Origin of the sequence: Alcaligenes sp. 1735tsa3 (assembly GCF_024134565.1) — a bacterium.
Lineage (GTDB): Bacteria > Pseudomonadota > Gammaproteobacteria > Burkholderiales > Burkholderiaceae_B > Alcaligenes > Alcaligenes phenolicus.
Window position 1 is genome coordinate 1,107,869 of sequence record NZ_CP099862.1, and the last position, 21,043, is coordinate 1,128,911.

Genomic DNA, 21,043 nt, shown 5'->3' on the forward strand with positions numbered 1-21,043 from the left:
ATCAGCCGCAGTAAACAGAGGTAATTTTGTTTTGTTCGTCCACGCGGATGTTCAAACGGGTGGGGTCGTAGTCCGTGGTGTACATGCGGTCCGGAGCCAGGACGCGGGCTTTTGCCGCACCGGCCTGTTTGACCAGACGTTCAACTTGGCTTTGGCTGGCGGTTTGACCGGCTGGATTCAAGGCGTCCGCATTGCACAGACCACCAGAAGAGTCGCTGAACGAAGAAGTCGAGCTTGTTTGCGCGCTATTGCCCGTGGCCGTGCAAGCAGCCAGCAAAACGGCGGGAAGGACGCTAAGTAGTACGGAGAGTCGCATGGGAAATCCTTAAAAGCAGCTGGGAAGCATTCAGCTTGAAGGATTAATAATACCTGTTCTAGGCGGGGCGTTTAAGGCCTTTGACACTGCGTTTTGTGGTGGTTTTGCCCGGCTTGACGGACACCTCGGGATGCTGGGCAATCGAGTAGCGCAAGGGGGCCTTGGCCCAGGCGCCCGCGTACTCTACGCCGATGCGTGGGCTGATCAGAATTTGCTCCGGCGGCAGGGCGGGGGCGTCCAGCCAATGCATGGCAGGGGCGCAGGCATCTGCACCGTTATAAGCTTTGTCTATACCCAGCCCTTTGCACAATCGTCCGGGGCCTGACAGGGACGGGCCATCCTCGGGCGACGTCCATTGCGCCGCCCGCAGCAAGACCGCCGTACCATCGCCTTCAACACCGCTGACGATATTCATGCAGTGGTGCAGGCCGTAGATCAAATACACATAGGCGTAGCCTGCCGGGCCGAACATCAGTCGCGTGCGCTCGGTGATACCGCGTCGGCTGTGGGCGGCCTGATCCTGGGGACCCAGATAGGCTTCGGTTTCTACAATGGTGGCGCAGCGCTGCCCGCGCTCGTCATTCAAAACCAGGGTTTTGCCCAGCAATTCCAGGGCAACGTAACGCGGATCACGGGCAAAGAACGCACGTGGAAGGTACAGCGCGGATTCAGTCATTTCCGGGAATCTGCTCCAGCTTGTTCAACCAGGCCTGCTTTTGCTCCTTGGGTAAAAAGGAGGAGCGCAAGCTATTGGCTGCCAGAGTGCGTAAATCAGCCTCCCGCAGATTCAGGGCCTGGGCGGTTTGCAGGTAGTTGTCCAGCAGATAGCCGCCAAAATAGGCTGGGTCGTCCGAGTTCACGCAGACATTCAGGCCGCGATCCAGCAAATGCTTCAGATTGTGCTGGTGCAGGCTATCAAAAACCTTGAGCTTGATGTTGGACAGCGGACAGACTGTCAAGGAAATGGCGTGGTCGGCCAAATACTGCATCAGGGCCGGGTCGTCCTGGCTGCGCACGCCATGGTCGATGCGTTCTACTTTCAGAAGCTGAAGGGCATCGCGTACATAGCTGGCCGGGCCTTCCTCACCCGCGTGGGCGACCAGTCGGAAACCCAGCTCTCGGCAACGGGCATAAACCTTCTCGAATTTGGCGGGCGGGTTGCCCTTTTCCGAGGAGTCCAGGCCAATGGCAATCCACAGGTCGGAATACTGATTGCGCAAGGGCAAGGCGGCGTCCAAGGTGTCAAACGCCTCGGCTTCGCTCAGGTGGCGCAGGAAGCTCAAGATCAGATAGCTGCTGACCCCTAACTCGGATCTGGCCTGGCGGGCGGCGCGGGCAATCCCCGCAAACACGGTTTCCATGGCGATCCCGCGTGCCGTGTGCGTCTGCGGGTCAAACATGATTTCCGTGTGGACAATGCCATCGGCCTGGGCGCGCAGAAAGTAGGCCCAGGTCATGTCAAAGAAATCCTGCTCGGTGATCAGAACCCCCGCCCCGGCGTAGTACAGGTCCAGAAAGGACTGCAAGTCGGTGAACTGATAGGCGGCGTGCAGGCTGGCCTGATCGGGATAGGGCAGCGTAATGTGATTGCGCTGGGCCAGCTTGAAGATCAAGTCCGGTTCCAGCGTGCCTTCGATATGAAGGTGCAGTTCAGCCTTGGGCAGTTGGCGGGTAAATTCGCGTAGGGAAAAGGCGGAATCAGACACGGGGCGCTCCTGGTAGGCAGAATATGCGCCCCATTATACGAAGGCAAAGGCCTGGGGTCAGGCGTCCTTGCCACGCAGGGCGGCAATGGCCAGAAAGAGCCAGGCCAGAATCATGGCTACTCCGCCAATAGGGGTAATCGCGCCCAGCCATTTCACGCCGCTAAGCACCAGAATGTAAAGGCTGCCGCTGAAAATCAGTACGCCAGCCAGCATCAGAATTGCGCTGCGCGACTGCCAGGTCGCATTCAATTGCGAGCCCAACGCGGCAATCAGCAGCAAACCCAGACCATGCAGCAATTGATACAGCACGGCCGTGTGCCAGGTTGCCAATGCCGAAGCGTCAACCATGGCGCGCAGGGCGTGGGCACCAAATGCGCCCAGGCCTACGCCCAAGGCCATAATCAGTGTGCCCAGGCACAGAATGGATCGTGATTTCATGTCGTTCCTTGCAAGTCGCTGCGGTCGCAGCGCGGAGGGAGGCCAGTGCTATTATCGAACAAAAAAATTGGCTTTGTCTGCAAGGAGACAGCATGCAAGAAATAGCTCCGGTCGCCCCTGATGCACAAGACGTTGTGGTGGCCGCGTATCGCTATCAGTCTGGCCAGCCAGCACAGGCTTTGGATATTCATCACCTGCCTGTACACGATCCCTTGAAGGACGGCTTTATCTGGATTGGTTTGAAAGACCCCAGCGAGGCGACCTTGCGCGAAGTAGGGGCGCAACTGGGTCTGCCAGACAATGCCGTTGAAGAATTGATTGCCCCTCATCGTCGTCCCAAATTGCTGGAGTTCAGCAATTGCCTGATTGTGGTGGCGGTAACCTTGGGCCTGAAAGATCTGCGCCCACTTTTTGGTACTACGCAGATTCTGATTGCCCACGGCTTGTTGCTGACGGTGCGGCGTGGTTCCAACAGCAGCTATTTAGAGCTGCGTGCCCGTCTGGAAAGCACACCGGCCTTGCTGGAGCGGGGCAGTGATTTTGTCGCCTCGGAGTTGCTGGATCTGATTGTGGACCAGTATCAGACTTGCCTGGAACAAACCGAAAAGGCGGTAGAGGCCATTGAACAGCAATTTCTGATTCGGGGCTTCAAGGAAAACGATGTACGGCGTATTTATCGTTTACGGCGTGATTTGCTGCGCGTGTATAACGCGGTAACGCCATTGGCGGAGCTAAGCCGTCGTTTGTCGCGCATCGAGCTGGCGTATGTGGATGCGGAAAGTCGGGCATATTTCGGTGAAGTGGCAGACCGCATTGCCCGCACTTCCGAATTTATTAACAGCCTGCGGCAAGCCCTGGCCTTCGCCTTTGAAGGTGGCTTGATGATAGGGCAGATGCAGCAGACTGACACTACCCGCAAGCTGGCGGCCTGGGCGGCCATTTTGGCCGTGCCGACCGCGGTGGCGGGGATTTACGGCATGAACTTCAAATTCATGCCCGAGCTGGAATGGACGCTGGGCTACCCCCTGGCCTTGGGCCTGATGGGCAGCGTGTGCGGATTTTTGTACTGGAAATTCAAAAAGGCCAAATGGCTCTAGATTAAGAGACGGGGCAAGACGGCCGGAATCAAGGAGGCGAGATGGGTCTGGAACAGCAGTTACAGAATCAGGTGCCGGATTTGATGAATGACGATCTGTTTGGCGAAGATCCGGCTTTACAACATTGGCAAAGCAAGCTGGCCTCCCAGAAGGTCCGGCAAGCGCTGGCGGACTACGGCCAGAAACTGGGCTCTGCCCATTGGCGCGAGCAAGGTGCCTTGGCCAATCGCCAGCCGCCGCAATGGCGAGGCTGGTCTGCCCAAGGGCAACGAGTTGATCAGGTGGATTTTCATCCCGCCTGGCATCAATTGATGAGCCTGGGCATGGAGCAGGGCCTGCATATCTGGCCCCATCAGTCCGAACCTGGCCAGCACCTGCAACGAGCCATGGGCTTTTACATGCATGGTCAGATTGAGGCGGGCACCTTGTGTCCCTTGACCATGACGCGCGCCGCTGCGCCCTTATTGCAGGCTGATCCGTTTCAGGAATGGGCGGCCAAGCTGGACATCAATCAGTACGACTCTTCTGATCAGTTGATGACAGAAAAAAGCAGCGTGCTGCTGGGCATGGGCATGACGGAAATGCAGGGCGGCTCTGATCTGCGCGGCTGCACCACTGAAGCGCATCCTCAGGCTCAGGCGTTTCGTCTTTACGGGCACAAATGGTTTTTCTCCGTGCCGCAGGCGGACGGGCATCTGGTACTGGCGCGTGAGCACGAGCAGTTTTCTTGTTTCCTGATGCCGCGCTATACCGAATATGGCTTGAATCGCCGGTATATACGCAGGCTGAAAGACAAATTGGGCAACCGCTCTAACGCCAGTGCCGAAATTGATTTTGATGGTGCACTGGCCTGGCGCGTGGGCCAAGCCGGTCGCGGTATTGCTTTGCTGGCCGGAATGGCGGCCCGTACCCGTATTGATTGCGTGCTGGGCAGTGCCGCCCTGATGCGGCAGGCTTTGGTGCAGTCCCTGCATTACTGTCAGCATCGACGCTGCTTTGGCAAACAGTTGATCGATCAGCCCTTGATGCAGGCGGTATTGCTGGATATGAGCCTGGAAAGCGAAGCGGCCACCCATCTGGCCCTGTTCCTGGTGGACTTGCAGGAACGGGCTGATGATCCTGTGGCGCAGGCGGTGCTACGCGTGCTGGCCCCGGCTGCCAAGTTCTGGGTATGCCGTCGGGCCATCGCCCTGTGTGCCGAAGCCATGGAAACCTGGGGCGGCAACGGCTATATCGAGGATGGCCCCATGCCGCGCTTGCTGCGCGAAGCTCCTGTCAATTCTATTTGGGAAGGTTCAGGCAATGTGATGTGCCTGGATGTGCAGCGCGCCTTGAGTCAGGAAGGCGTATTGGAGGACTTGCAGGCAGACTTGCGTGCTCGTACCGGGGATGATGCGGAACTGGGTCAGGTTGCACAGGATTTGTTGAGCACGGTTTCCCAGGCCGGAGGCCGTGTCTGGACGCAGAAACTGGCTCTTCTGTACCAAGCCTGCCTGATGCGCCACGTGGCTCCCGATGCCGTCGCGGATCTGTTCGCGACCCATCGTCTGCAACAAGGTCCGGCTACCGTATTCGGGCTGGAAGGTGTGGAGCAGGCTTCCTGGTATTTGCATCGCATCTGGCCCCGCCTGCAGGCGTCTTGACGCAGGCCTGCCTACTAGGGACATTGCTCTGGACAGGCGGTGCGCAGTATCTATAATTTGTTAGCCTAGTTTCTGCTACCCGCCTGGAGTGTTGTCCGAATCATGACTGTGTTTTCCCTGTCCGGCTTTTCTTCTTTGACGCGGCGCACAGCCGTTTGTGCTGGCTTGACGGCTGTGATGGCTGTCTGGGCCTTGCCTGTTCAGGCTCAAGACTTCGAGCTGACAGGGCGGGTGGTGCGGGTGGCCGACGGCGATACGCTGACGATTTTGCCCAGTAATAACAGGCAGGTGCGCGTGCGTCTGGCCAGTATCGATGCTCCCGAAACCACCAAAGACAGCCGTCGTCCCGGCCAGCCCTTTGCGGTGGCCTCGCGGCGCTTCCTGTCGGATTTGGTTTCCGGTAAACATTTGACCCTGTCTTGCTATGAGCGCGACCGCCACGGTCGCGCTGTATGCGATGTGCCTTTGGCCGATGGCGAAACCGCCAACCAGAAACTGGTACGGGCTGGAATGGCCATGGCCAATCGTGAAAAACGCGGCCGCTTCCTGCGCGACCCTCGTATTGATCAGCTGGAGCGCGAAGCCAAGGAAGCCGGTGTAGGCATCTGGTCAGAGCCCAGTCCTGTCCCGCCATGGAAATGGCGTTATGACTGCTGGCAGCAAGGGCAATGCTAAGCCCTTTGCGGCGGATGGGGCTGGCCTTGTTGTGCGTCGGATTGGCAGCTTGCTCCAAACCCGTTAACAGCCCTTATCAGGAAGGCAGCGCAGCAGAAAACACGCTCTACAGCGCGTTCACGACCCGCTCCCCCAATCACCTGGACCCGGCCTTGTCCTACTCCGGTGACGAGACACCGTTTACGTATTCGATTTATGAGCCGCTGTACGGCTATCACTATCTGGACCGTCCCTACCGCCTGATTCCCAAGGCGGCGGCCGAGCTGGTAGAGCCTTTATACCTTGATGAGCAGGGTAATCGTTTGCCTGCTGATGTGCCGGGCGAACAGGTGGCAGTCAGCCGTTACGATATTCCCATCAAGCAAGGCATTCGCTTTCAGCCGCATCCGGCCTTTGCCTTGGATGAGCAGGGCGAGTACCGCTATTACCCCATGCGGGCGCCGGACCTGAACGATGCTTTCAGCATTGCCGACTTCGCCCATACCGGCTCGCGCGAGCTGACGGCTCACGATTACGTTTACGCCTTCAAGCGTTTGGCCAGCCCGCGCTTGGCCTCTCCTGTGCTGGGTGTGATGGCCGAGCACATCCGGGGCTTCAAGGAGTTCAGTGAAGAGCTGGCCCGTATCGACAAGCAGGAGCCGCGTCCACAATGGCTGGATTTACGGCCCTACACCTTGCCGGGTGTGCGAGCTCTGGATAAACATACCTTGCGCATCGAGGTGAATGGCAAGTACCCACAGTTCAAGTACTGGCTGGCCATGACCTTTACCGCGCCCATGGCCTGGGAGGCCGAGCGTTTTTATAGCCAGCCGCGCATGGCGCAGCACAATCTGACACTGGATAGCTGGCCCGTGGGTACAGGCCCATTCATGCTGACGGAATCCCTGACCAATCGTCGTCACGTTCTGAGCCGTAACCCCAATTACCGGGGGGAGCCATACCCTTGTGTGGGCGAGCCCGGCGACCAGGCTGCTGGTTTACTGGAAGATTGCGGCAAACCCATGCCTTTCCTGGATAAAGTGGTGTTCTCTCTGGAAAAAGAGGGCGTCCCCTTGATGGGCAAGTTCCTGCAGGGCTATTACGACATTCCGCAGGTGGAGCGGGGCGAGTACGGTGTCGCCATGACAGTAGCCGCGCAGGACTCGGTCGACAAAGCCAATCTGTATCAGGAGCGCGGCCTGCAATTGCGCACGGCTCCCGAAGCGCAATTGTTTTACATGGGCTTTAACTGGCACGACCCGGTGGTCGGCCAGGGCGACACGCCCGAGCAGTTCGAGAAAAACCGCAAGCTGCGCCTGGCCATCAGCATTGTGTTCGACTGGGAGCAGTACGTTTCCATTTTCATGAATGACCAAGGGGAAGCCGCGCATAGTCCTTTGCCGCCTGGCGTGCCGGGCTATCAGCCGCTGCCCCAGGGTGCCAACCCTTATGTCTACACCAAGGACAATGGCGTGGTGAAACGTCGCAGTCTGGACGAAGCGCGTGATTTGCTGCGACAGGCGGGCTATCCCGATGGACGGGACAGCCGTACCGGCAAGCCCTTGATTCTGTATTACGACTCCATGATGGGTATGGGCTCGGATGCCACGGTGGACTGGATGCGCCGTCAGCTGGCCCAGGTAGGCTTGCAGCTGGAGGTGCGAGCTACCGATTACAACCGCTTTCAGGACAAGATGAAGCGGGGCGCGGCACAGCTATTTCTGTGGGGCTGGGTAGCCGACTACCCGGATGCCGAAAACTTCTTCACCTTGCTGTATGGCCCCCAGGCCAAGAAGGATTTTGGTGGTGAGAACGCCGCCAATTACCAAAGCGCGGAGTTTGATCGCCTGTACGAGCAAATGCGCTTTCTGAACGACGGCCCGGACAAGCAGGCGGTGGTGCAGCAGATGATCCATCTGGTCCAGCATGATGCCCCCTGGATGTTTGGCTATGTGCCCAATGCGGGTGGTGCCTACCAAAGCTGGGTGCGCAATGCCAAGCCGTCCATGATGGTGCGCGACAGCATCCAGTATTACCGTATCGACCCCGAACAGCGTGTGGAGCGCATTGATCGCTGGAACCGCCCCGTCTGGTGGCCCGCCATTCCGCTGGGCTTGCTGGCCTTGATTCTGGTGTGGGTGGTGCGCTCGCAGGCTCAGGCGCGTCGTCGCCATGTGGCTCTGCGCAAGGAGAAAGACTGATGTTTTCCTATATGCTGCGGCGCATTCTGTATGGCGTGCTGATTCTGATTGGGGTCAATCTGCTGACCTTTGTGTTGTTCTTTGCCGTGAACACGCCTGACGATATGGCCCGTTTGTCCATTGGTGGGCAGCGCGTCAGCCAGACGGCCATTGAAAACTGGAAGGCAGAGCGCGGTTATAACAAGCCGCTGTTTTATAACGCGCAGGCGGAGGGCTCCAAAACCTTTACCGACACGCTTTTCTACGAGCGCTCGGTTCCTTTGTTGCGCCTGGATTTTGGCTTGTCAGACCAGGGGCAGGATATTGCCTATCAGATCAAGCAACGCATGGGGCCCAGTCTGGCGCTGGCCTTGCCCACCTTCTTTTTGGGCTTATGGGTGTGCATCAGTTTTGCCTTGCTGATGGTGTTCTTTCGGGGAACCCGACTGGATTTTTCCGCCGTTGTGCTGTGCGTCGTGTTGATGTCCATTTCGGGCCTGTTCTACATCATTGCCGGGCAATGGCTGTTTGCACGGGTGCTGCGCTGGGTGCCGTTTTCGGGCTGGGTAGAAGGGATGGATAACTGGCGCTTTCTGGTCTTGCCGGTGTTGGTGGGGATTTTGTCGCGTATCGGGGCGGAATCGCGCTTTTATCGCAGCCTGTTTCTGGAAGAGGCCAGCCGTGATTATGTGCGTACGGCGCGCTCCAAGGGGCTGGCGGAATCTACCGTTTTGTTCCGCCATGTCTTGCCCAATGCGCTCTTGCCCATTCTGACGGGCACCGTATCGGCTTTGCCCCTGCTGTTCATGGGTAGCCTGATTTCCGAGTCTTTTTTTGGTATTCCGGGTCTGGGCAGCTTCACCATTGATGCCATCAATGCCCAGGACTTCTCCATTGTGCGTGCCATGGTGTTTCTAGGATCGATGCTTTATATCGCCGGTTTGATTCTGGCCGATATCTCCTACACCCTGGTTGACCCCCGCATTCGTTTTAGTTGAGCCCGCCATGCCACAGTTCGTCTTTCTCTGGACCGATACCTTTGTGCTGGCACTGTTTCTGGCCATGGCGCTCTACACCTGGCGCGTCGTCAAGCGGCCTGCCTTGCGCTCGGCCTGGGCCAGTGTGGCACGTACGCCCTCGGCCATGTGTGCTGCTGTTTTTCTGGTCTTTTTCCTGCTGATTGGTCTGCTGGACTCCATCCACTACCGGCCTTTATTGCCGGCTGCCCCTGGGCAGGAAGCCAGCACAGCCAGCTATGCCCCCGTCGCCCGTTCTGCGTTGGACGATATTCTGAAAAAAGCCGGGCTGGCCGAGGTGGAAAAAACCTATTCCGCTCCCTTGGCCCGCTTTCAGCTGACCAAAGAAAGCATGCTGATAGATGGCAAGCCCGTGCGGGACTTTCCGCGTCTGGTTAATGCCGGGGTGGGTATGGATACGCCTGCCGCGCATAGACACGATATTTTGCAGCTAGGCGCCAAAGGTTTGGCCTGGGGTGTGCTGGGCAGCGTGCTACTGGCTGTTCTGCTGACGCTTTGGGGGCGCAAGCAATCCATGGAATCGGGTTGGGGCGCGGCCTGGCGTTATTGGTGGCAAGGGCAGGGCTTGGTGAATTGGCGACTGGTCTGGTTCAGCGCCTGTGTGCTGGTGATACTGCTATGCCTGGTGCTGAGCCTTAGCGCGAATTACTACGTGCTGGGCACGGATCGCACGGGTAACGACATCATCTGGCAAGCCTTGAAAAGTGTACGCACGGCTTTGGTGATTGGCACTTTGACCACCTTCGCCATGCTGCCACCTGCCATCATTCTGGGCTTGGCCGCTGGATACTTCCGGGGCTGGGTGGATGATGTCATTCAATACATTTACACCACGCTGACTTCCATCCCTGGCGTGCTGCTGATCGCCGCTTGCGTGTTGATGATGCAGGTCTATATCGACACCCATCCCGACAGCTTCGACACCGTGGCCGCTCGCGCAGATCTGCGCTTGTTCATGCTGTGCCTGATTCTGGGGTTAACCGGCTGGGCGGGCCTGTGCCGCCTGCTGCGGGCCGAGGTGTTGAAGCTGCGCGAGCTGGACTACGTTCAGGCAGCCCAAGCCTTTGGTGTCGGTCATCTGCGCATCATGTTCCGTCACCTGCTGCCTAACGTCATGCACATTGTGCTGATCACCCTGATTCTGGAGTTCTCCGGCCTGGTGCTGTACGAGGCTGTGCTGTCTTATCTGGGTATTGGTGTGGACCCCAGCATGCCATCCTTTGGGCGCATGATTGACGCCGCCCGTAGCGAGCTGTCCCGCGACCCGATCATCTGGTGGGGCCTGGCCGGGGCTTTTGTGATGATGCTGGGTTTGGTACTGTCTGCGAACATTTTTGCCGATGCGGTGCAAACGGCGTTTGACCCTCGTACTCGTCGCTTCAAGGCTTTGCGAGTACGTCGTCCAGGAGGAGCCAAGGTATGAGCGAGCTTGAAAATGTCTCCGCCGTGAAGCCCGCTGCAACGCCTGCCGTGCTGAGTATCGAGGGTCTGGAACTGCGTGTGCAGTCCGATGCCGGTGTGCAAAGTGTGGTGCGTAATCTGTCTTTGGCCGTGCAGCGCGGTGAAACCTTTGCCTTGGTGGGGGAGTCCGGCTGCGGCAAAAGCATGACGGCCATGGCGATCCTGCGCCTCTTGCCCGAAGCCGCCTGGATGCAATCTGGTCAAATTGCCTTGGACGGGTTGGAACTGCCACCTTTGCCTGAACAGCAAATGCAGGATGTGCGCGGTAAACGCATCAGCGTGATTTTTCAGGAGCCGTCCACCAGCCTGAATCCGGTCATGTCCATTGGCCGGCAGATCAGCGAGGTGATTCGTCGTCATGGTGTGGCTCCTGCGGGGCAGGAAAGGGCAAGGGCCATCAAATGGCTGGAACGTGTCGGCATCCCCGGTGCCGCACAGCGTTACGATGACTTTCCATTCCAGTTCTCCGGCGGCCAGAAGCAACGCATCATGATTGCCATTGCCTTGGCGGCGGAACCTGATTTGCTGGTGGCTGACGAACCAACTACCGCGCTGGATGTAACGGTTCAGGCGCAGATTCTGCAGTTGTTGGCCGATATACAGAAAGAGATGGGCCTGGCTATCTTGCTGATTACGCACGATTTACTGCTGGTCAAACAGTATGCCGACTATGTGGCCTTGATGCGGCACGGACAAATAGTGGAAGCCGGGCTGGCAAGCCAGTTCTTTTTGCGCCCTAGCCATCCTTATGCTCGTGAATTGCTCAATGCCATTCCCACTTTTGAGAAACGTGGGCGTCCCTTGTCCCGTGCCCCTGCGCCCATTGAAGCAGTCCCACCGCGCAATAGCGGCAAAGAGCTGGTGCTGGATATTCAGGGCTTGTCTGTTTCCTATAAGCAGGCTGGCTCCTGGTGGCGACGCCTGCCTGTCATTCCCGTGGTCAAAGACTTGAGCCTGCAACTGCACAAGGGCGAAACCCTGGCTTTGGTCGGCGAGTCGGGTTGCGGTAAAAGCACGGTCGCACGTACTTTGATGCGCTTGCTGGATCATCAGGCTCAGATCAGCGGGCAGGTGCAGATGCAGGGGCAGAACGTCTTGCAAGTGAAAGGCAAGGCCTTGCGGCAACTGCGCTCACGTTTGCAGATCATTTTTCAGGATCCCTATGGGTCGCTGGATCCGCGCATGATGGTGGGGGATATTCTCCTGGAAGGCCTGACCGCGCTGCGTCCTGAGCTGGACACGAAGGCGCGTCGCAAACGAATTGAAACTTTAGTGGACCAAGTCGGTCTACCCAAGAATGCCCTGGATCGTTACGCACATGAGTTTTCCGGCGGGCAACGTCAGCGCATCGCTATTGCCCGTGCCTTGGCGGTAGAGCCCGCCGTTCTGATTTGCGATGAACCCACCTCGGCCCTGGACGTGTCCGTACAAGCGCAAATTCTGGATTTGATGCGTGAGTTACAAATGGAACTGGGTCTGGCTTATTTGTTCATTACCCATAATTTCGGGGTTGTGGAGTATCTGGCCGATCGAATTGCTATCATGGCCAAGGGACGCATCGTGGAGCAGGGCAGCGCACAGCACGTTCTGTTCCATCCGCAGGAAGAGTTGACGCAGCGTCTGCTGGCCGCTGTTCCCCGTTAAGCCGCGCCACATGCCGGACTTGCCATATTTAGTCCGGCACTTCTATGTCACAATACGGCGGTCTGTCCGCCCATTGATAAACACATTATGAGTCTGAAGGTTTTTGATCTTGAATGCGAACACGGCCATGTGTTCGAGGGTTGGTTTAGCTCACGCGAAAGTTACGATGAGCAGATCAGTCGTGGGCTTTTGTGTTGCCCCGTCTGCGACAGCCACGAGGTCAAACGCAAACTTTCGGCTCCACGTATCAATGTAGGTGCGCAGGAAAGCCTTGGCGCTCCTGCCAGTGCTCCAGTTCCGCCTCCCTTGCCTTCAGCCATGCCTACCGAAGCGCAAATGCGGGCGATTCAAGGTCAGCTTTTACAAGAGCTGCGTTCGGTGATACGCAAGTCAGACAATGTGGGCACCCAGTTTGCCCAGGAAGCACGCCGCATGCACGAGGGCGACATTGAGCCGCGCGCAATCCGTGGTCAGGCCACGGTGCAGGAGTATCAGGAACTGGCCGACGATGGCATTATTGCCATGCCGATTCCGGACTTTCTGGATGATGACCGCCTGCAGTAAATAACTGCGACATTTCTTTCAGCCTGCGGTGCAAGGTACTGCGATGCAGTCCCAAGGCGCGCGCCGCTTGTGAAATATTTCCCTGATGCTGTTTCAAAGCCTGCTGCACGGCAGCGTATTCCTGTTCCTTCAGGGTTTGTGGCTTGGGGGAGTCAAGGGAGCTGGTTTCCGTCATGCTCCGGACCTCCGGGATGGCAGGCTCTTGGACCAGCACCGGGTGTTCTGCATTCAAGCATGGCAAGGCAGGCAGGTCCTGGGCCAACCAGAGCCGCCCCGGAGAATCTTGCACAATGATTTGCAGCAGCACCGATCGCAACTGGCGGTAATTGCCTGGCCAGTCGTAGTCCTGCAGTATTTGCAGGGCTTCGGGATGTAGCTGGGGCGCAGCCTGGCCTTGTGCCAGAATAGCCAGTTCTTTGGAAATGTAGTCGCCCAGATCGTTGCGTTCCCTAAGGCTGGGGACTGTGCAGATATAGTCTTGCAGTCGGAAGTACAGGTCGGCACGGAAGCGGCCATCACGCACCAGTTTTTCCAGCGGTTGATGGCTGGCGCTGATCAGCTGGAAGTCCAGCCTGTGTGTGCGTTCCGAGCCCAGTGCCTGCACCTCGCGCTCTTGTAGGACTCGCAGCAGACGGCTTTGCAAGCCTACAGGCATATCGCCAATCTCATCCAGAAACAGCACACCGCCATGGGCCTGACGCAATTTGCCTGCATAGCCCTGACGGCGTGCACCTGTAAACGCACCGGCTTCATAACCAAACAGCTCGGCTTCGATCAGGGTTTCGGGCAGGGCGGCGCAGTTAATCGCCACAAAAGGACCGGATTGCGACTTGTGACGACGATGCAGCTCACGCGCCATGCGCTCCTTGCCCGAGCCGCTAGGACCGCTGAGCAAGATGGACAAGCCCATCTGCATGGCGCGCAAAGCCGGCTCCAAAGCTTTTTCCTGTTGAGGGGACAGTTGTGTAGTTTCTGCCGTCTCAGTCCGAGCCAGCACCGCACGGGCTGGAGCCGGGGTTTTAGCCGCTGTGCTCAGGTGGAGCGTTACAGGTCGACTCGTGCTTTTCGCCTGTTCCAGTACCGAACTTAAGTCCTGGCCGGGCAGCTCCTGCCAGTCCTGGCGCAACATGCGGGCGGCCAACTCATCGGCAGCCACAATGGTGTCGTCCTCCAGAACCAGTCGACCGCTAAAAGCACTATTGAGCAGGCTGGGGTCTGTATGCAGATGCAGCAGGCGGCGGGATGGCGTGCACAGTGACTCCAGCATCTGGCGGCTGATCTGGCGGGCATACAGCTGTGCCAAATCCAGCGCGTAGTGATGTTCCAGCTCCGAAGGCCCGGAGATATCCAGCACTCCAATAATCTGGCCGTAAGGGTCGTAAATGGGGGCGGCGTGGCAGCTAAGAATCCGGTTGTCAGGCAGATAGTGCTGGCTGCCGTGAATCTTGATGGGCTGTGCGCAGACCAGAGCCGTACCGATAGCATTGGTGCCGCGATGGTTCTCCGCCCAACTCACACCCGCACGCAAGGCAACCTGCTCGGCCCGCTGCAGAAAGTGTGGGTCCCCCGCCTGTTGCAACACCGTGCCTTGTGCGTCGCACAATAAAACCAGACTGCGATGCGGGTGCACCAGCGTCGCCAGATCCTGTACCGCTGCCGAGGAGTGATGCAACAAGTGATGCTGTTGTTCCAGCAACTGTCGCAGCGCACCTTGGCTCATGTCCCGAGGTTCCGCGCTTAACTCCGACTCCATCGTCTGACAGCGCTCCCAGGATTGACGCCACATGGTTTCGTTGGTCTGCGGGCAAAACGAGTGTAGAGAAGTCATGAGTGTGCTCCGGGAGGGGTGTCGCATTCTGCGACAGTGCTCGCGTTTTGCGACAGTAGCTGTCGCAGCCTGCGACTGGAGGTCGTTCCATTATGGAGGCGGGCGAGCTCAGGATCGAGTCGGGACAATCGCTAGCTAGTTTGGCACGTTATTTGCTTTAGTTAAATCAGGATAAAGGCACCCCTAACCTTTCCCTGCGGTGCACGTCTTGTGGCACCGAACTAAATCAATAAGGAGACATCATGAATCTGTCCGATCTCAAATCCATGGGCCTGGATCTGGAATTCCCTTTCAAATCCCGTTACGACAACTACATTGGTGGACGTTGGGTGCCGCCGGTCGAAGGCGAGTATTTTGATAACGTCTCGCCCGTCACCGGGCAGGTGTTTTGCCAGGTAGCCCGCTCGGGTGCAGCGGACATTGACCTGGCGCTGGACGCCGCGCACAAGGTGCGCCATCAGTGGGCCAATACCCCGCCTGCCGAGCGCTCCGCCGTCTTGCTGCGCATTGCTGACCGTATCGAACAAAACCTGGAACGTCTGGCGGTTGCTGAAACGATCGACAACGGCAAACCCATTCGTGAAACCCGCGCGGCTGACTTGCCTTTGGCCGTCGACCATTTCCGCTACTTTGCCGGTTGCCTGCGCGCACAAGAGGGCAGCATCTCGGATGTGGACAGCACCACGGTTGCCTACCACTTCCACGAGCCTATCGGTGTGGTCGGCCAGATCATCCCCTGGAACTTCCCGCTACTGATGGCCGCTTGGAAACTGGCCCCCGCCCTGGCGGCCGGTTGCCCCATCGTCCTGAAACCCGCCGAGCAAACTCCCGCTTCCATCCTGCTGCTGATGGAAATCATCGGTGACTTGCTGCCCGCTGGCGTACTGAACGTCGTCACCGGCTACGGTAAAGAAGCAGGCCATGCCTTGGCCAACTCCAAGCGCATCGCCAAAATCGCCTTTACTGGCTCCACCCCCGTCGGCCGGGAAATCCTGCACGCCGCAGCTGATCGCCTGATCCCCGCTACGGTAGAGCTGGGCGGCAAGAGCCCCAACATCTTCTTTGAAGACGTGATGCAGGCTGATGATGCCTTCCTGGACAAAGCCCTGGAAGGTTTGAGCATGTTTGCTCTGAACCAGGGCGAGATTTGCACATGTCCATCGCGTATCCTGATTCAGGAATCCATCTACGAGCGCTTTATCGAGCGTGCCGTAGAGCGAGTCAAACGTATCCAGACCGGCAACCCCCTCAACGCCGGGACAATGGTGGGCGCGCAGGTGTCCGAGAAACAGATGGAGCGCATCCTGGGCTACATCAATATCGGTCGGGAAGAGGGCGCACAAGCCTTGACTGGCGGCGAACGCAATCGTCTGGGCCAGGGTCTGGATAATGGCTACTACATCAGTCCCACCATGCTGCTGGGTAAAAACAGCATGCGTACCTTCCAGGAAGAAATCTTCGGCCCGGTGGCCGCTGTGACCACTTTCAAGGACGAAGAAGAAGCCATCGCCATCGCCAACGACACTGAGTTTGGCCTGGGCGCTGGTGTCTGGAGCCGCGACGGCTCGCGTGCCTACCGCGTAGGCCGTGGCATCGAAGCTGGCCGCGTCTGGACCAACTGCTATCACCTGTACCCCGCCCACGCCGCCTTCGGTGGCTACAAGCAATCCGGCATCGGCCGCGAAACCCACAAGATGGCCCTCAATAACTACCAGCAAACCAAGTGTCTGCTGGTCAGCTACAGCCCGAACGCCCTGGGCTTCTTCTGATCCTTTGATCTATTCGTAGTGTTGTAAGACCTCCCCCCATGCAATATGGGGGGATTCCCTCCTTGCGCGCTCTCAGTTCGTATACCCCCGAGGTCGCAGGGATTCTCTTCGATCATTAATAAGGAATACGCACCATGACAGTCTCGGAATTCTTTATCCCCTCGCACAATATTCTTGGCCCCGGCGCACTGGACCAGGCCATGCCGATTGTCGGGAAAATGGGCTTCAAAAAAGCCCTGATCATTACTGATGCCGATCTGGCCAAGCTGGGTATGGCGAAGCTGGTGGCTGACAAGTTGATTGCGCAGGGCATCAATACAGCGATTTTTGATCAGGTGCAGCCTAACCCCACCGTGGGTAACGTCAATGCAGGCCTGGATGCTTTGAAAGCACATGGCGCAGACCTGATCGTCTCCCTGGGTGGTGGCTCGTCGCATGACTGTGCCAAAGGCGTCGCCCTGGTCGCCAGTAACGGCGGCAAGATTGCAGACTATGAAGGCGTAGATAAATCCGCCAAACCGCAACTGCCACTGCTGGCTATCAACACCACAGCAGGCACAGCGTCGGAAATGACGCGCTTCACCATCATTACTGATGAAACCCGCCACGTAAAAATGGCGATCATCGACCGCCACATCACCCCGTTCCTGTCAGTGAACGACTCCGACCTGATGGAAGGCATGCCCGCATCCCTAACCGCCGCGACTGGTATGGATGCACTAACTCATGCAGTCGAAGCCTACGTTTCCACAATCGCCACCCCCATCACCGACGCCTGTGCGGTGAAAGTGGTAGAGCTGATCGCCAAATACCTGCCGACTGCCGTGCGCGAGCCGCATAACAAGAAAGCCCGTGAACAAATGGCCTATGCGTAGTTCCTGGCAGGGATGGCATTCAATAACGCGTCACTGGGCTATGTCCACGCCATGGCGCACCAGCTAGGTGGCTTCTACGATCTGCCGCACGGAGTCTGTAATGCCCTGTTGCTGCCGCATGTGCAGGCTTTCAATATGCAGGTGGCGGGGGAGCGATTGAATGAACTCGGCAAGCTGCTATCAGATAACAATCCAGATCTGAAAGGCCTGGATGTCATCGCAGCGATTAAAAAGCTGGCGGATATTGTGGGGATTCCGAAGTCGCTGGAAGAACTGGGTGTGAAGCGGGAGGATTTCCCGGTGCTGGCAGATAACGCGCTCAAGGATGTCTGTGGTGCGACTAATCCGATTCAGACGGATAAGAAGACCATTATGGGGATTTTTGAGGAGGCGTTTGGGGTGAGGTAAAGCGGTAGAGGGAAGAGCTGTAGGCTCTTCCTTTTTATCCGTTGGATGAGGAGGCTAGTAGAATAAGTAATGGCAGGTTCAGACCCTAAGCAGACAGCACTAAGGTTTAACTTAAGCGGCACCGTTAGGCGTCCGCTTCAGGGATGGGGTCGAACTCAAATGCAACCTCGCGGTGATCCGCTGTTTGCTTCGTGACAGAAAAGCTCGAGGGTGTTTCGTCGCCAATGTCGATTTCTACAACAGCCACATTGGGGAAGGCTGCGATTTTTTTTGCGACGGTTTGATCGCGAATGGATAGCTTCGATACCTGCTGAATTTCATTCTTTAAACGGGCGAAGTCTGAGTCTTCGAGGCTGTTTCGCGTTCGATTGGCATAGTGAGCGAAATTGATCTGCAGTCTGATTGCGGACGGATTGGTCTCGTCAATGACTGTGTTGCGCCCCAAAAGTTTGTCTACGTAAGTATCTTTGCCGAAGACGAAGGTCGTGGCAACATCACCGAGCTTGAGCGTTGGCATTGCTGAATTCCTTTGAGTTTTAACGCCTAAATCAGGTGCGCCGTAGGCGTTACCTGCATTTACTTGTTAGCTTTGATTATTTTTTTGCCCGGCCTGCTCGGCCTAATGCTTGCACAACAACTGAAGTGCCAACTGATCCTCTGAGTGACATGATGGCTTTTACCGCTTCGTCACCACCAGCTTCGCCTAATGCTTCTACAACTGTGGCGGTTCCGACTGAGCCTCTCAGAGACATAATCGCTCGCACTGTTTCATCACCTCCGGCCCGGCCTAATGCTTTCACAACAACTGAAGTGCTAACTGACCCTCTGAGTGACATGATGGCTTTTACCGCTTCGTCACCACCAGCTTCGCCTAATGCTTCTACAACTGTGGCGGTTCCGACTGAGCCTCTCAGAGACATAATTTCTTTTACTGCAGACATTAGTAATTACTCCTTGTTTTTGAAATGTAGTTGAAAGCTAGCTGGATTTAGACGATACGAGAAAATTGATCATCGCTCTTATACGAATGAATCTATCCATAAATATTAGAGCGAGCAATCGTAAGAAAGAAAGATTTTTAGGAAAATTTTAGATTGAGGGCTGTTATAAGTTCCCAAAGGCCAGTGATGAAATGACTGCTGATCGCCGATTGCGGAAACTCTTAAACTTTGTGTGTTGATCAGACTTAATTACTCACCTCATCCCCGGCATAGCACAAGAATGCCCCCCATCCACCGGCAGACAAACCCCCGTAATAAACCCCGCCGCATCCGAAGCCAAAAACACCGCTGCATTTGCAATATCCCACGGTGTTCCCGTTCTCTTCATCGGCACCGCATTAGCCCGCTGCTCCTTGATATGTTCAATCGAATCATACTGGACAGCAATCTGCTGATAAACCAGTGGCGTATCAATCACCCCCCGGCGAAAATGGCATTCGCCCGTATTCCTTTATTAGCAAACTCCAATGCCGTAGCAACAGTAGCCTGATTCAGCGCCGCCTTAGACGCGTAATAGGCGAAGTAAGAGTAGCCACTCCAACGGATTGAAGCCAGGGAAGATATATTAGTAATCACTCCCGAGCCTTGTTTCAGAAAGTGCGGTAATACTGCGCGAGTGTGCGCAGAATAGATCCAACATTGATACCCATGGTCTGCTGAAAAAGAGCGTCATCTATATCTAATGGTCCACCCGCAGGTGCAATGCCTACGTTGTTATGGAGAACGTCGATTTTTCAGAAATGCGCTATAGCTAAGGTCACTGTTTTTTCTACCGTCTCGGTATTACAAACATCTGCCTCCAAAGCCAGCGCTTCTCCACCTTCCTCAAGAATATGATCCGCGCTGCGTTTAGCCGCTGCCAAATCCTTATCCACACAAACCACCTGCGCCCCGGCCCTGGCATAAGCCACCGCCGCCGCTTTCCCGTTATTCCAATCCTCTAAAGGCGCGCCCGCCCCAAAAAACACTACTGTTTTGCCTTGCAGGCTTTGCGTAAAAACGGCGGAGTTGTGCTGCTGTGTCATAGCCATATCGCTTACAGAAAACCAATCGAAATCCAGGGGAAGGCGACCACAAAAACCAGGCCAATCAATAGGGCCAGCATGTGGCCCCAGATCGGTTGGATGCCTTCATCCGGGTTGACGCGGGCGATGGCGCAAGCGGTGTAGTATCCAACGCCGAAGGGTGGTACGAACAGGCCCAGGCCCATGGAAAGAATCACGATCATGGAAGTGCACGTCATGCACTTCCATGACTCGTGCAATGGGGAACAGCAGCGGACCAAAGAGCACAATGGCGGGGATGCCTTCGAGCAGGCTGCTCAGGATGATGAAGGCGATCACCGACACAATCAGGAAGCCCATGCGGCCTCCGGGCAGGGTTTGCATGAATTGGGCCAGCTCGCGGGAGAAGCCAGATTGGGTCAGGGCCCAGGCCATGCCGGAGGCTGCGCCGATGATGATCAGGATGGCTCCTGACAGAACAGCGGCATTCACCAGCATGGGGTAGAGCTTGCGCCAGTCGAACTGGCGGTAGATGCCCCGGCCCCATCATGACGCCATTGGCCATGCAGGTGCACACGGGGCAGGTGCAGGAAACCTGGAAATCTGCCGTGCCCATGCATCGCTATGGCACGCCGCGTGAGGTAGCGCAGGCGATCTGCTTTTTGCTGGATACCGAAAAAACAGCCTATATGACCGGGCAGGTCATCAGTGTGGACGGTGGTTTTGTGAATACCGGCCTGCTGGCCTGAGGATGATGTGGTGATTCGAGCAGGCAGGAAAAAGGGGCTGTAAAAACAGCCCCTTTTTTTGCGCGTACCGCACTGGACGGTACGACGTCTTTCTTACATCACGCGGCTGCGGTATTCGCCAGTGCGGGTGTCGATTTCGATCTTGTCGCCGATGTTGCAGAACAAAGGCACGCTGATTTCGGTGCCAGTGTTGATCTTGGCGGGTTTCAGCACTTTACCGGAGGTATCGCCTTTCACGGCTGGCTCGGTGTAGGTGATTTCGCGCACGATGATGGTGGGCAGCTCAACCGAGATAGCACGACCTTCGTAGAAAACGGCCTCAACGGACATGTTTTCTTCCAGGTAATCCAGGGCGTCGCCCATGCTTTCAGCTTCGATTTCGTACTGGTTGTACTCTTCGTCCATGAAGACGTACATAGGGTCAGCAAAGTAGGAGTAAGTACATTCGCGCTTTTCCAGCTGGACCACTTCAAATTTTTCGTCAGCTTTGTGCACGGCTTCGCTGTTCGAGCCGGTCAGCAGGTTCTTGAACTTCAATTTGACAACGGCGGAGTTGCGACCGGATTTGTTGTATTCCGTTTTCTGAACGACCAGAGGGTCGCCATTAACCATCGCGACGTTACCAACGCGCAGTTCTTGTGCGGTTTTCATTAAAAAAACTCCGAATGG

The 21,043-nt window shown here is 56.8% G+C and carries 21 protein-coding genes and 2 pseudogenes; 11 read left to right on the forward strand and 12 right to left on the reverse strand.

Annotated elements, in window-relative coordinates:
- Position 1: 1 nt before the first annotated feature.
- Genes NIZ92_RS05050 through NIZ92_RS05065 form a run of 4 tightly spaced genes read right to left on the reverse strand, consistent with a single transcriptional unit; the run spans position 2 to position 2,460 of the window.
- On the reverse strand, positions 2 to 316 hold the full coding sequence (locus NIZ92_RS05050) for an I78 family peptidase inhibitor (RefSeq protein WP_022983535.1): 315 nt from the start codon (positions 314 to 316) through the stop codon (positions 2 to 4).
- Positions 317 to 374: 58 nt separating this feature from the next.
- Positions 375 to 992, reverse strand: coding sequence for a DNA-3-methyladenine glycosylase (locus NIZ92_RS05055; protein WP_035270859.1), 618 nt, complete (start codon positions 990 to 992; stop codon positions 375 to 377).
- Complete coding sequence (locus NIZ92_RS05060) at positions 985 to 2,022, reverse strand: adenosine deaminase (RefSeq protein ID WP_254002798.1); 1,038 nt, start codon at positions 2,020 to 2,022, stop codon at positions 985 to 987. The genes NIZ92_RS05055 and NIZ92_RS05060 overlap by 8 nt, the downstream gene beginning before the upstream one ends.
- 57 nt (positions 2,023 to 2,079) lie before the next feature.
- Positions 2,080 to 2,460: a DUF423 domain-containing protein gene (locus NIZ92_RS05065; protein ID WP_009457750.1), complete on the reverse strand. Its 381-nt coding sequence runs from the start codon at positions 2,458 to 2,460 to the stop codon at positions 2,080 to 2,082.
- A gap of 92 nt (positions 2,461 to 2,552) precedes the next feature.
- Between NIZ92_RS05065 and NIZ92_RS05070 the strand changes: the two genes are divergently transcribed.
- The 8 genes from NIZ92_RS05070 (at position 2,553) to NIZ92_RS05105 (ending at position 12,740) form a co-directional block, all read left to right on the forward strand.
- A complete protein-coding gene (locus NIZ92_RS05070) occupies positions 2,553 to 3,557 on the forward strand; it encodes a magnesium and cobalt transport protein CorA (RefSeq protein WP_083054029.1) in 1,005 nt (334 codons plus the stop codon).
- Positions 3,558 to 3,598: 41 nt separating this feature from the next.
- Complete coding sequence (locus NIZ92_RS05075; RefSeq protein ID WP_254002799.1) at positions 3,599 to 5,200, forward strand: acyl-CoA dehydrogenase family protein; 1,602 nt, start codon at positions 3,599 to 3,601, stop codon at positions 5,198 to 5,200.
- Between the two features lie 102 nt (positions 5,201 to 5,302).
- Positions 5,303 to 5,875: a thermonuclease family protein gene (locus NIZ92_RS05080; RefSeq protein ID WP_230940585.1), complete on the forward strand. Its 573-nt coding sequence runs from the start codon at positions 5,303 to 5,305 to the stop codon at positions 5,873 to 5,875.
- The gene (locus NIZ92_RS05085; protein ID WP_254002800.1) at positions 5,869 to 8,055 is read left to right on the forward strand and encodes an ABC transporter substrate-binding protein; all 2,187 of its coding nucleotides are present in this window, start codon (positions 5,869 to 5,871) and stop codon (positions 8,053 to 8,055) included. The genes NIZ92_RS05080 and NIZ92_RS05085 overlap by 7 nt, the downstream gene beginning before the upstream one ends.
- Complete coding sequence (locus tag NIZ92_RS05090; protein WP_254002801.1) at positions 8,055 to 9,032, forward strand: ABC transporter permease; 978 nt, start codon at positions 8,055 to 8,057, stop codon at positions 9,030 to 9,032. Before NIZ92_RS05085 ends, NIZ92_RS05090 begins: the two co-directional genes overlap by 1 nt.
- Before the next feature lie 7 nt (positions 9,033 to 9,039).
- A complete protein-coding gene (locus NIZ92_RS05095; RefSeq protein WP_254002802.1) occupies positions 9,040 to 10,494 on the forward strand; it encodes an ABC transporter permease in 1,455 nt (484 codons plus the stop codon).
- On the forward strand, positions 10,491 to 12,176 hold the full coding sequence (locus tag NIZ92_RS05100) for an ABC transporter ATP-binding protein (RefSeq protein WP_203145006.1): 1,686 nt from the start codon (positions 10,491 to 10,493) through the stop codon (positions 12,174 to 12,176). The genes NIZ92_RS05095 and NIZ92_RS05100 overlap by 4 nt, the downstream gene beginning before the upstream one ends.
- 87 nt (positions 12,177 to 12,263) lie before the next feature.
- The gene (locus NIZ92_RS05105) at positions 12,264 to 12,740 is read left to right on the forward strand and encodes a DUF1178 family protein (protein WP_254002803.1); all 477 of its coding nucleotides are present in this window, start codon (positions 12,264 to 12,266) and stop codon (positions 12,738 to 12,740) included.
- On the opposite strand, the gene NIZ92_RS05110 is transcribed toward NIZ92_RS05105, so the two are convergent.
- Positions 12,691 to 14,568 (reverse strand): sigma-54-dependent Fis family transcriptional regulator, encoded by a 1,878-nt coding sequence (locus NIZ92_RS05110; RefSeq protein ID WP_254002804.1) that lies wholly within the window; start codon positions 14,566 to 14,568, stop codon positions 12,691 to 12,693. The genes NIZ92_RS05105 and NIZ92_RS05110 overlap by 50 nt on opposite strands.
- Before the next feature lie 242 nt (positions 14,569 to 14,810).
- Between NIZ92_RS05110 and NIZ92_RS05115 the strand changes: the two genes are divergently transcribed.
- Positions 14,811 to 16,337 (forward strand): aldehyde dehydrogenase family protein, encoded by a 1,527-nt coding sequence (locus NIZ92_RS05115; protein ID WP_035270842.1) that lies wholly within the window; start codon positions 14,811 to 14,813, stop codon positions 16,335 to 16,337.
- 134 nt (positions 16,338 to 16,471) lie between these two features.
- A pseudogene (locus NIZ92_RS05120) lies at positions 16,472 to 17,620 on the forward strand (iron-containing alcohol dehydrogenase).
- Positions 17,621 to 17,744: 124 nt separating this feature from the next.
- Here the strand turns inward: NIZ92_RS05120 and NIZ92_RS05125 are convergent.
- The 6 genes and pseudogenes from NIZ92_RS05125 to NIZ92_RS05150 form a co-directional block, all read right to left on the reverse strand.
- Positions 17,745 to 18,137 (reverse strand): hypothetical protein, encoded by a 393-nt coding sequence (locus NIZ92_RS05125; protein WP_254002805.1) that lies wholly within the window; start codon positions 18,135 to 18,137, stop codon positions 17,745 to 17,747.
- A 76-nt stretch (positions 18,138 to 18,213) separates the two neighbouring features.
- Positions 18,214 to 18,561 carry a hypothetical protein gene (locus NIZ92_RS05130; RefSeq protein WP_254002806.1) on the reverse strand — a complete coding sequence of 116 codons (348 nt, stop codon included), beginning with the start codon at positions 18,559 to 18,561 and terminating at the stop codon, positions 18,214 to 18,216.
- A gap of 253 nt (positions 18,562 to 18,814) precedes the next feature.
- Positions 18,815 to 19,039 carry an SDR family oxidoreductase gene (locus NIZ92_RS05135; protein ID WP_254002807.1) on the reverse strand — a complete coding sequence of 75 codons (225 nt, stop codon included), beginning with the start codon at positions 19,037 to 19,039 and terminating at the stop codon, positions 18,815 to 18,817.
- Positions 19,036 to 19,197: an SDR family oxidoreductase gene (locus NIZ92_RS05140; RefSeq protein WP_254002808.1), complete on the reverse strand. Its 162-nt coding sequence runs from the start codon at positions 19,195 to 19,197 to the stop codon at positions 19,036 to 19,038. Before NIZ92_RS05140 ends, NIZ92_RS05135 begins: the two co-directional genes overlap by 4 nt.
- Before the next feature lie 158 nt (positions 19,198 to 19,355).
- Complete coding sequence (locus NIZ92_RS05145) at positions 19,356 to 19,646, reverse strand: SDR family oxidoreductase (RefSeq protein WP_254002809.1); 291 nt, start codon at positions 19,644 to 19,646, stop codon at positions 19,356 to 19,358.
- Positions 19,647 to 19,657: 11 nt separating this feature from the next.
- A pseudogene (locus NIZ92_RS05150) lies at positions 19,658 to 20,159 on the reverse strand (TRAP transporter large permease subunit); the annotation flags it as partial.
- 14 nt (positions 20,160 to 20,173) lie between these two features.
- Between NIZ92_RS05150 and NIZ92_RS05155 the strand changes: the two are divergent.
- A complete protein-coding gene (locus NIZ92_RS05155) occupies positions 20,174 to 20,374 on the forward strand; it encodes an SDR family oxidoreductase (protein ID WP_254002810.1) in 201 nt (66 codons plus the stop codon).
- Between the two features lie 93 nt (positions 20,375 to 20,467).
- Here NIZ92_RS05155 and efp read toward each other — a convergent pair whose 3' ends face one another.
- Entirely contained in the window at positions 20,468 to 21,025 is a 558-nt protein-coding gene (efp, locus tag NIZ92_RS05160; protein ID WP_003802564.1) for an elongation factor P, read from the reverse strand.
- Between the last annotated feature and the right edge of the window lie 18 nt (positions 21,026 to 21,043).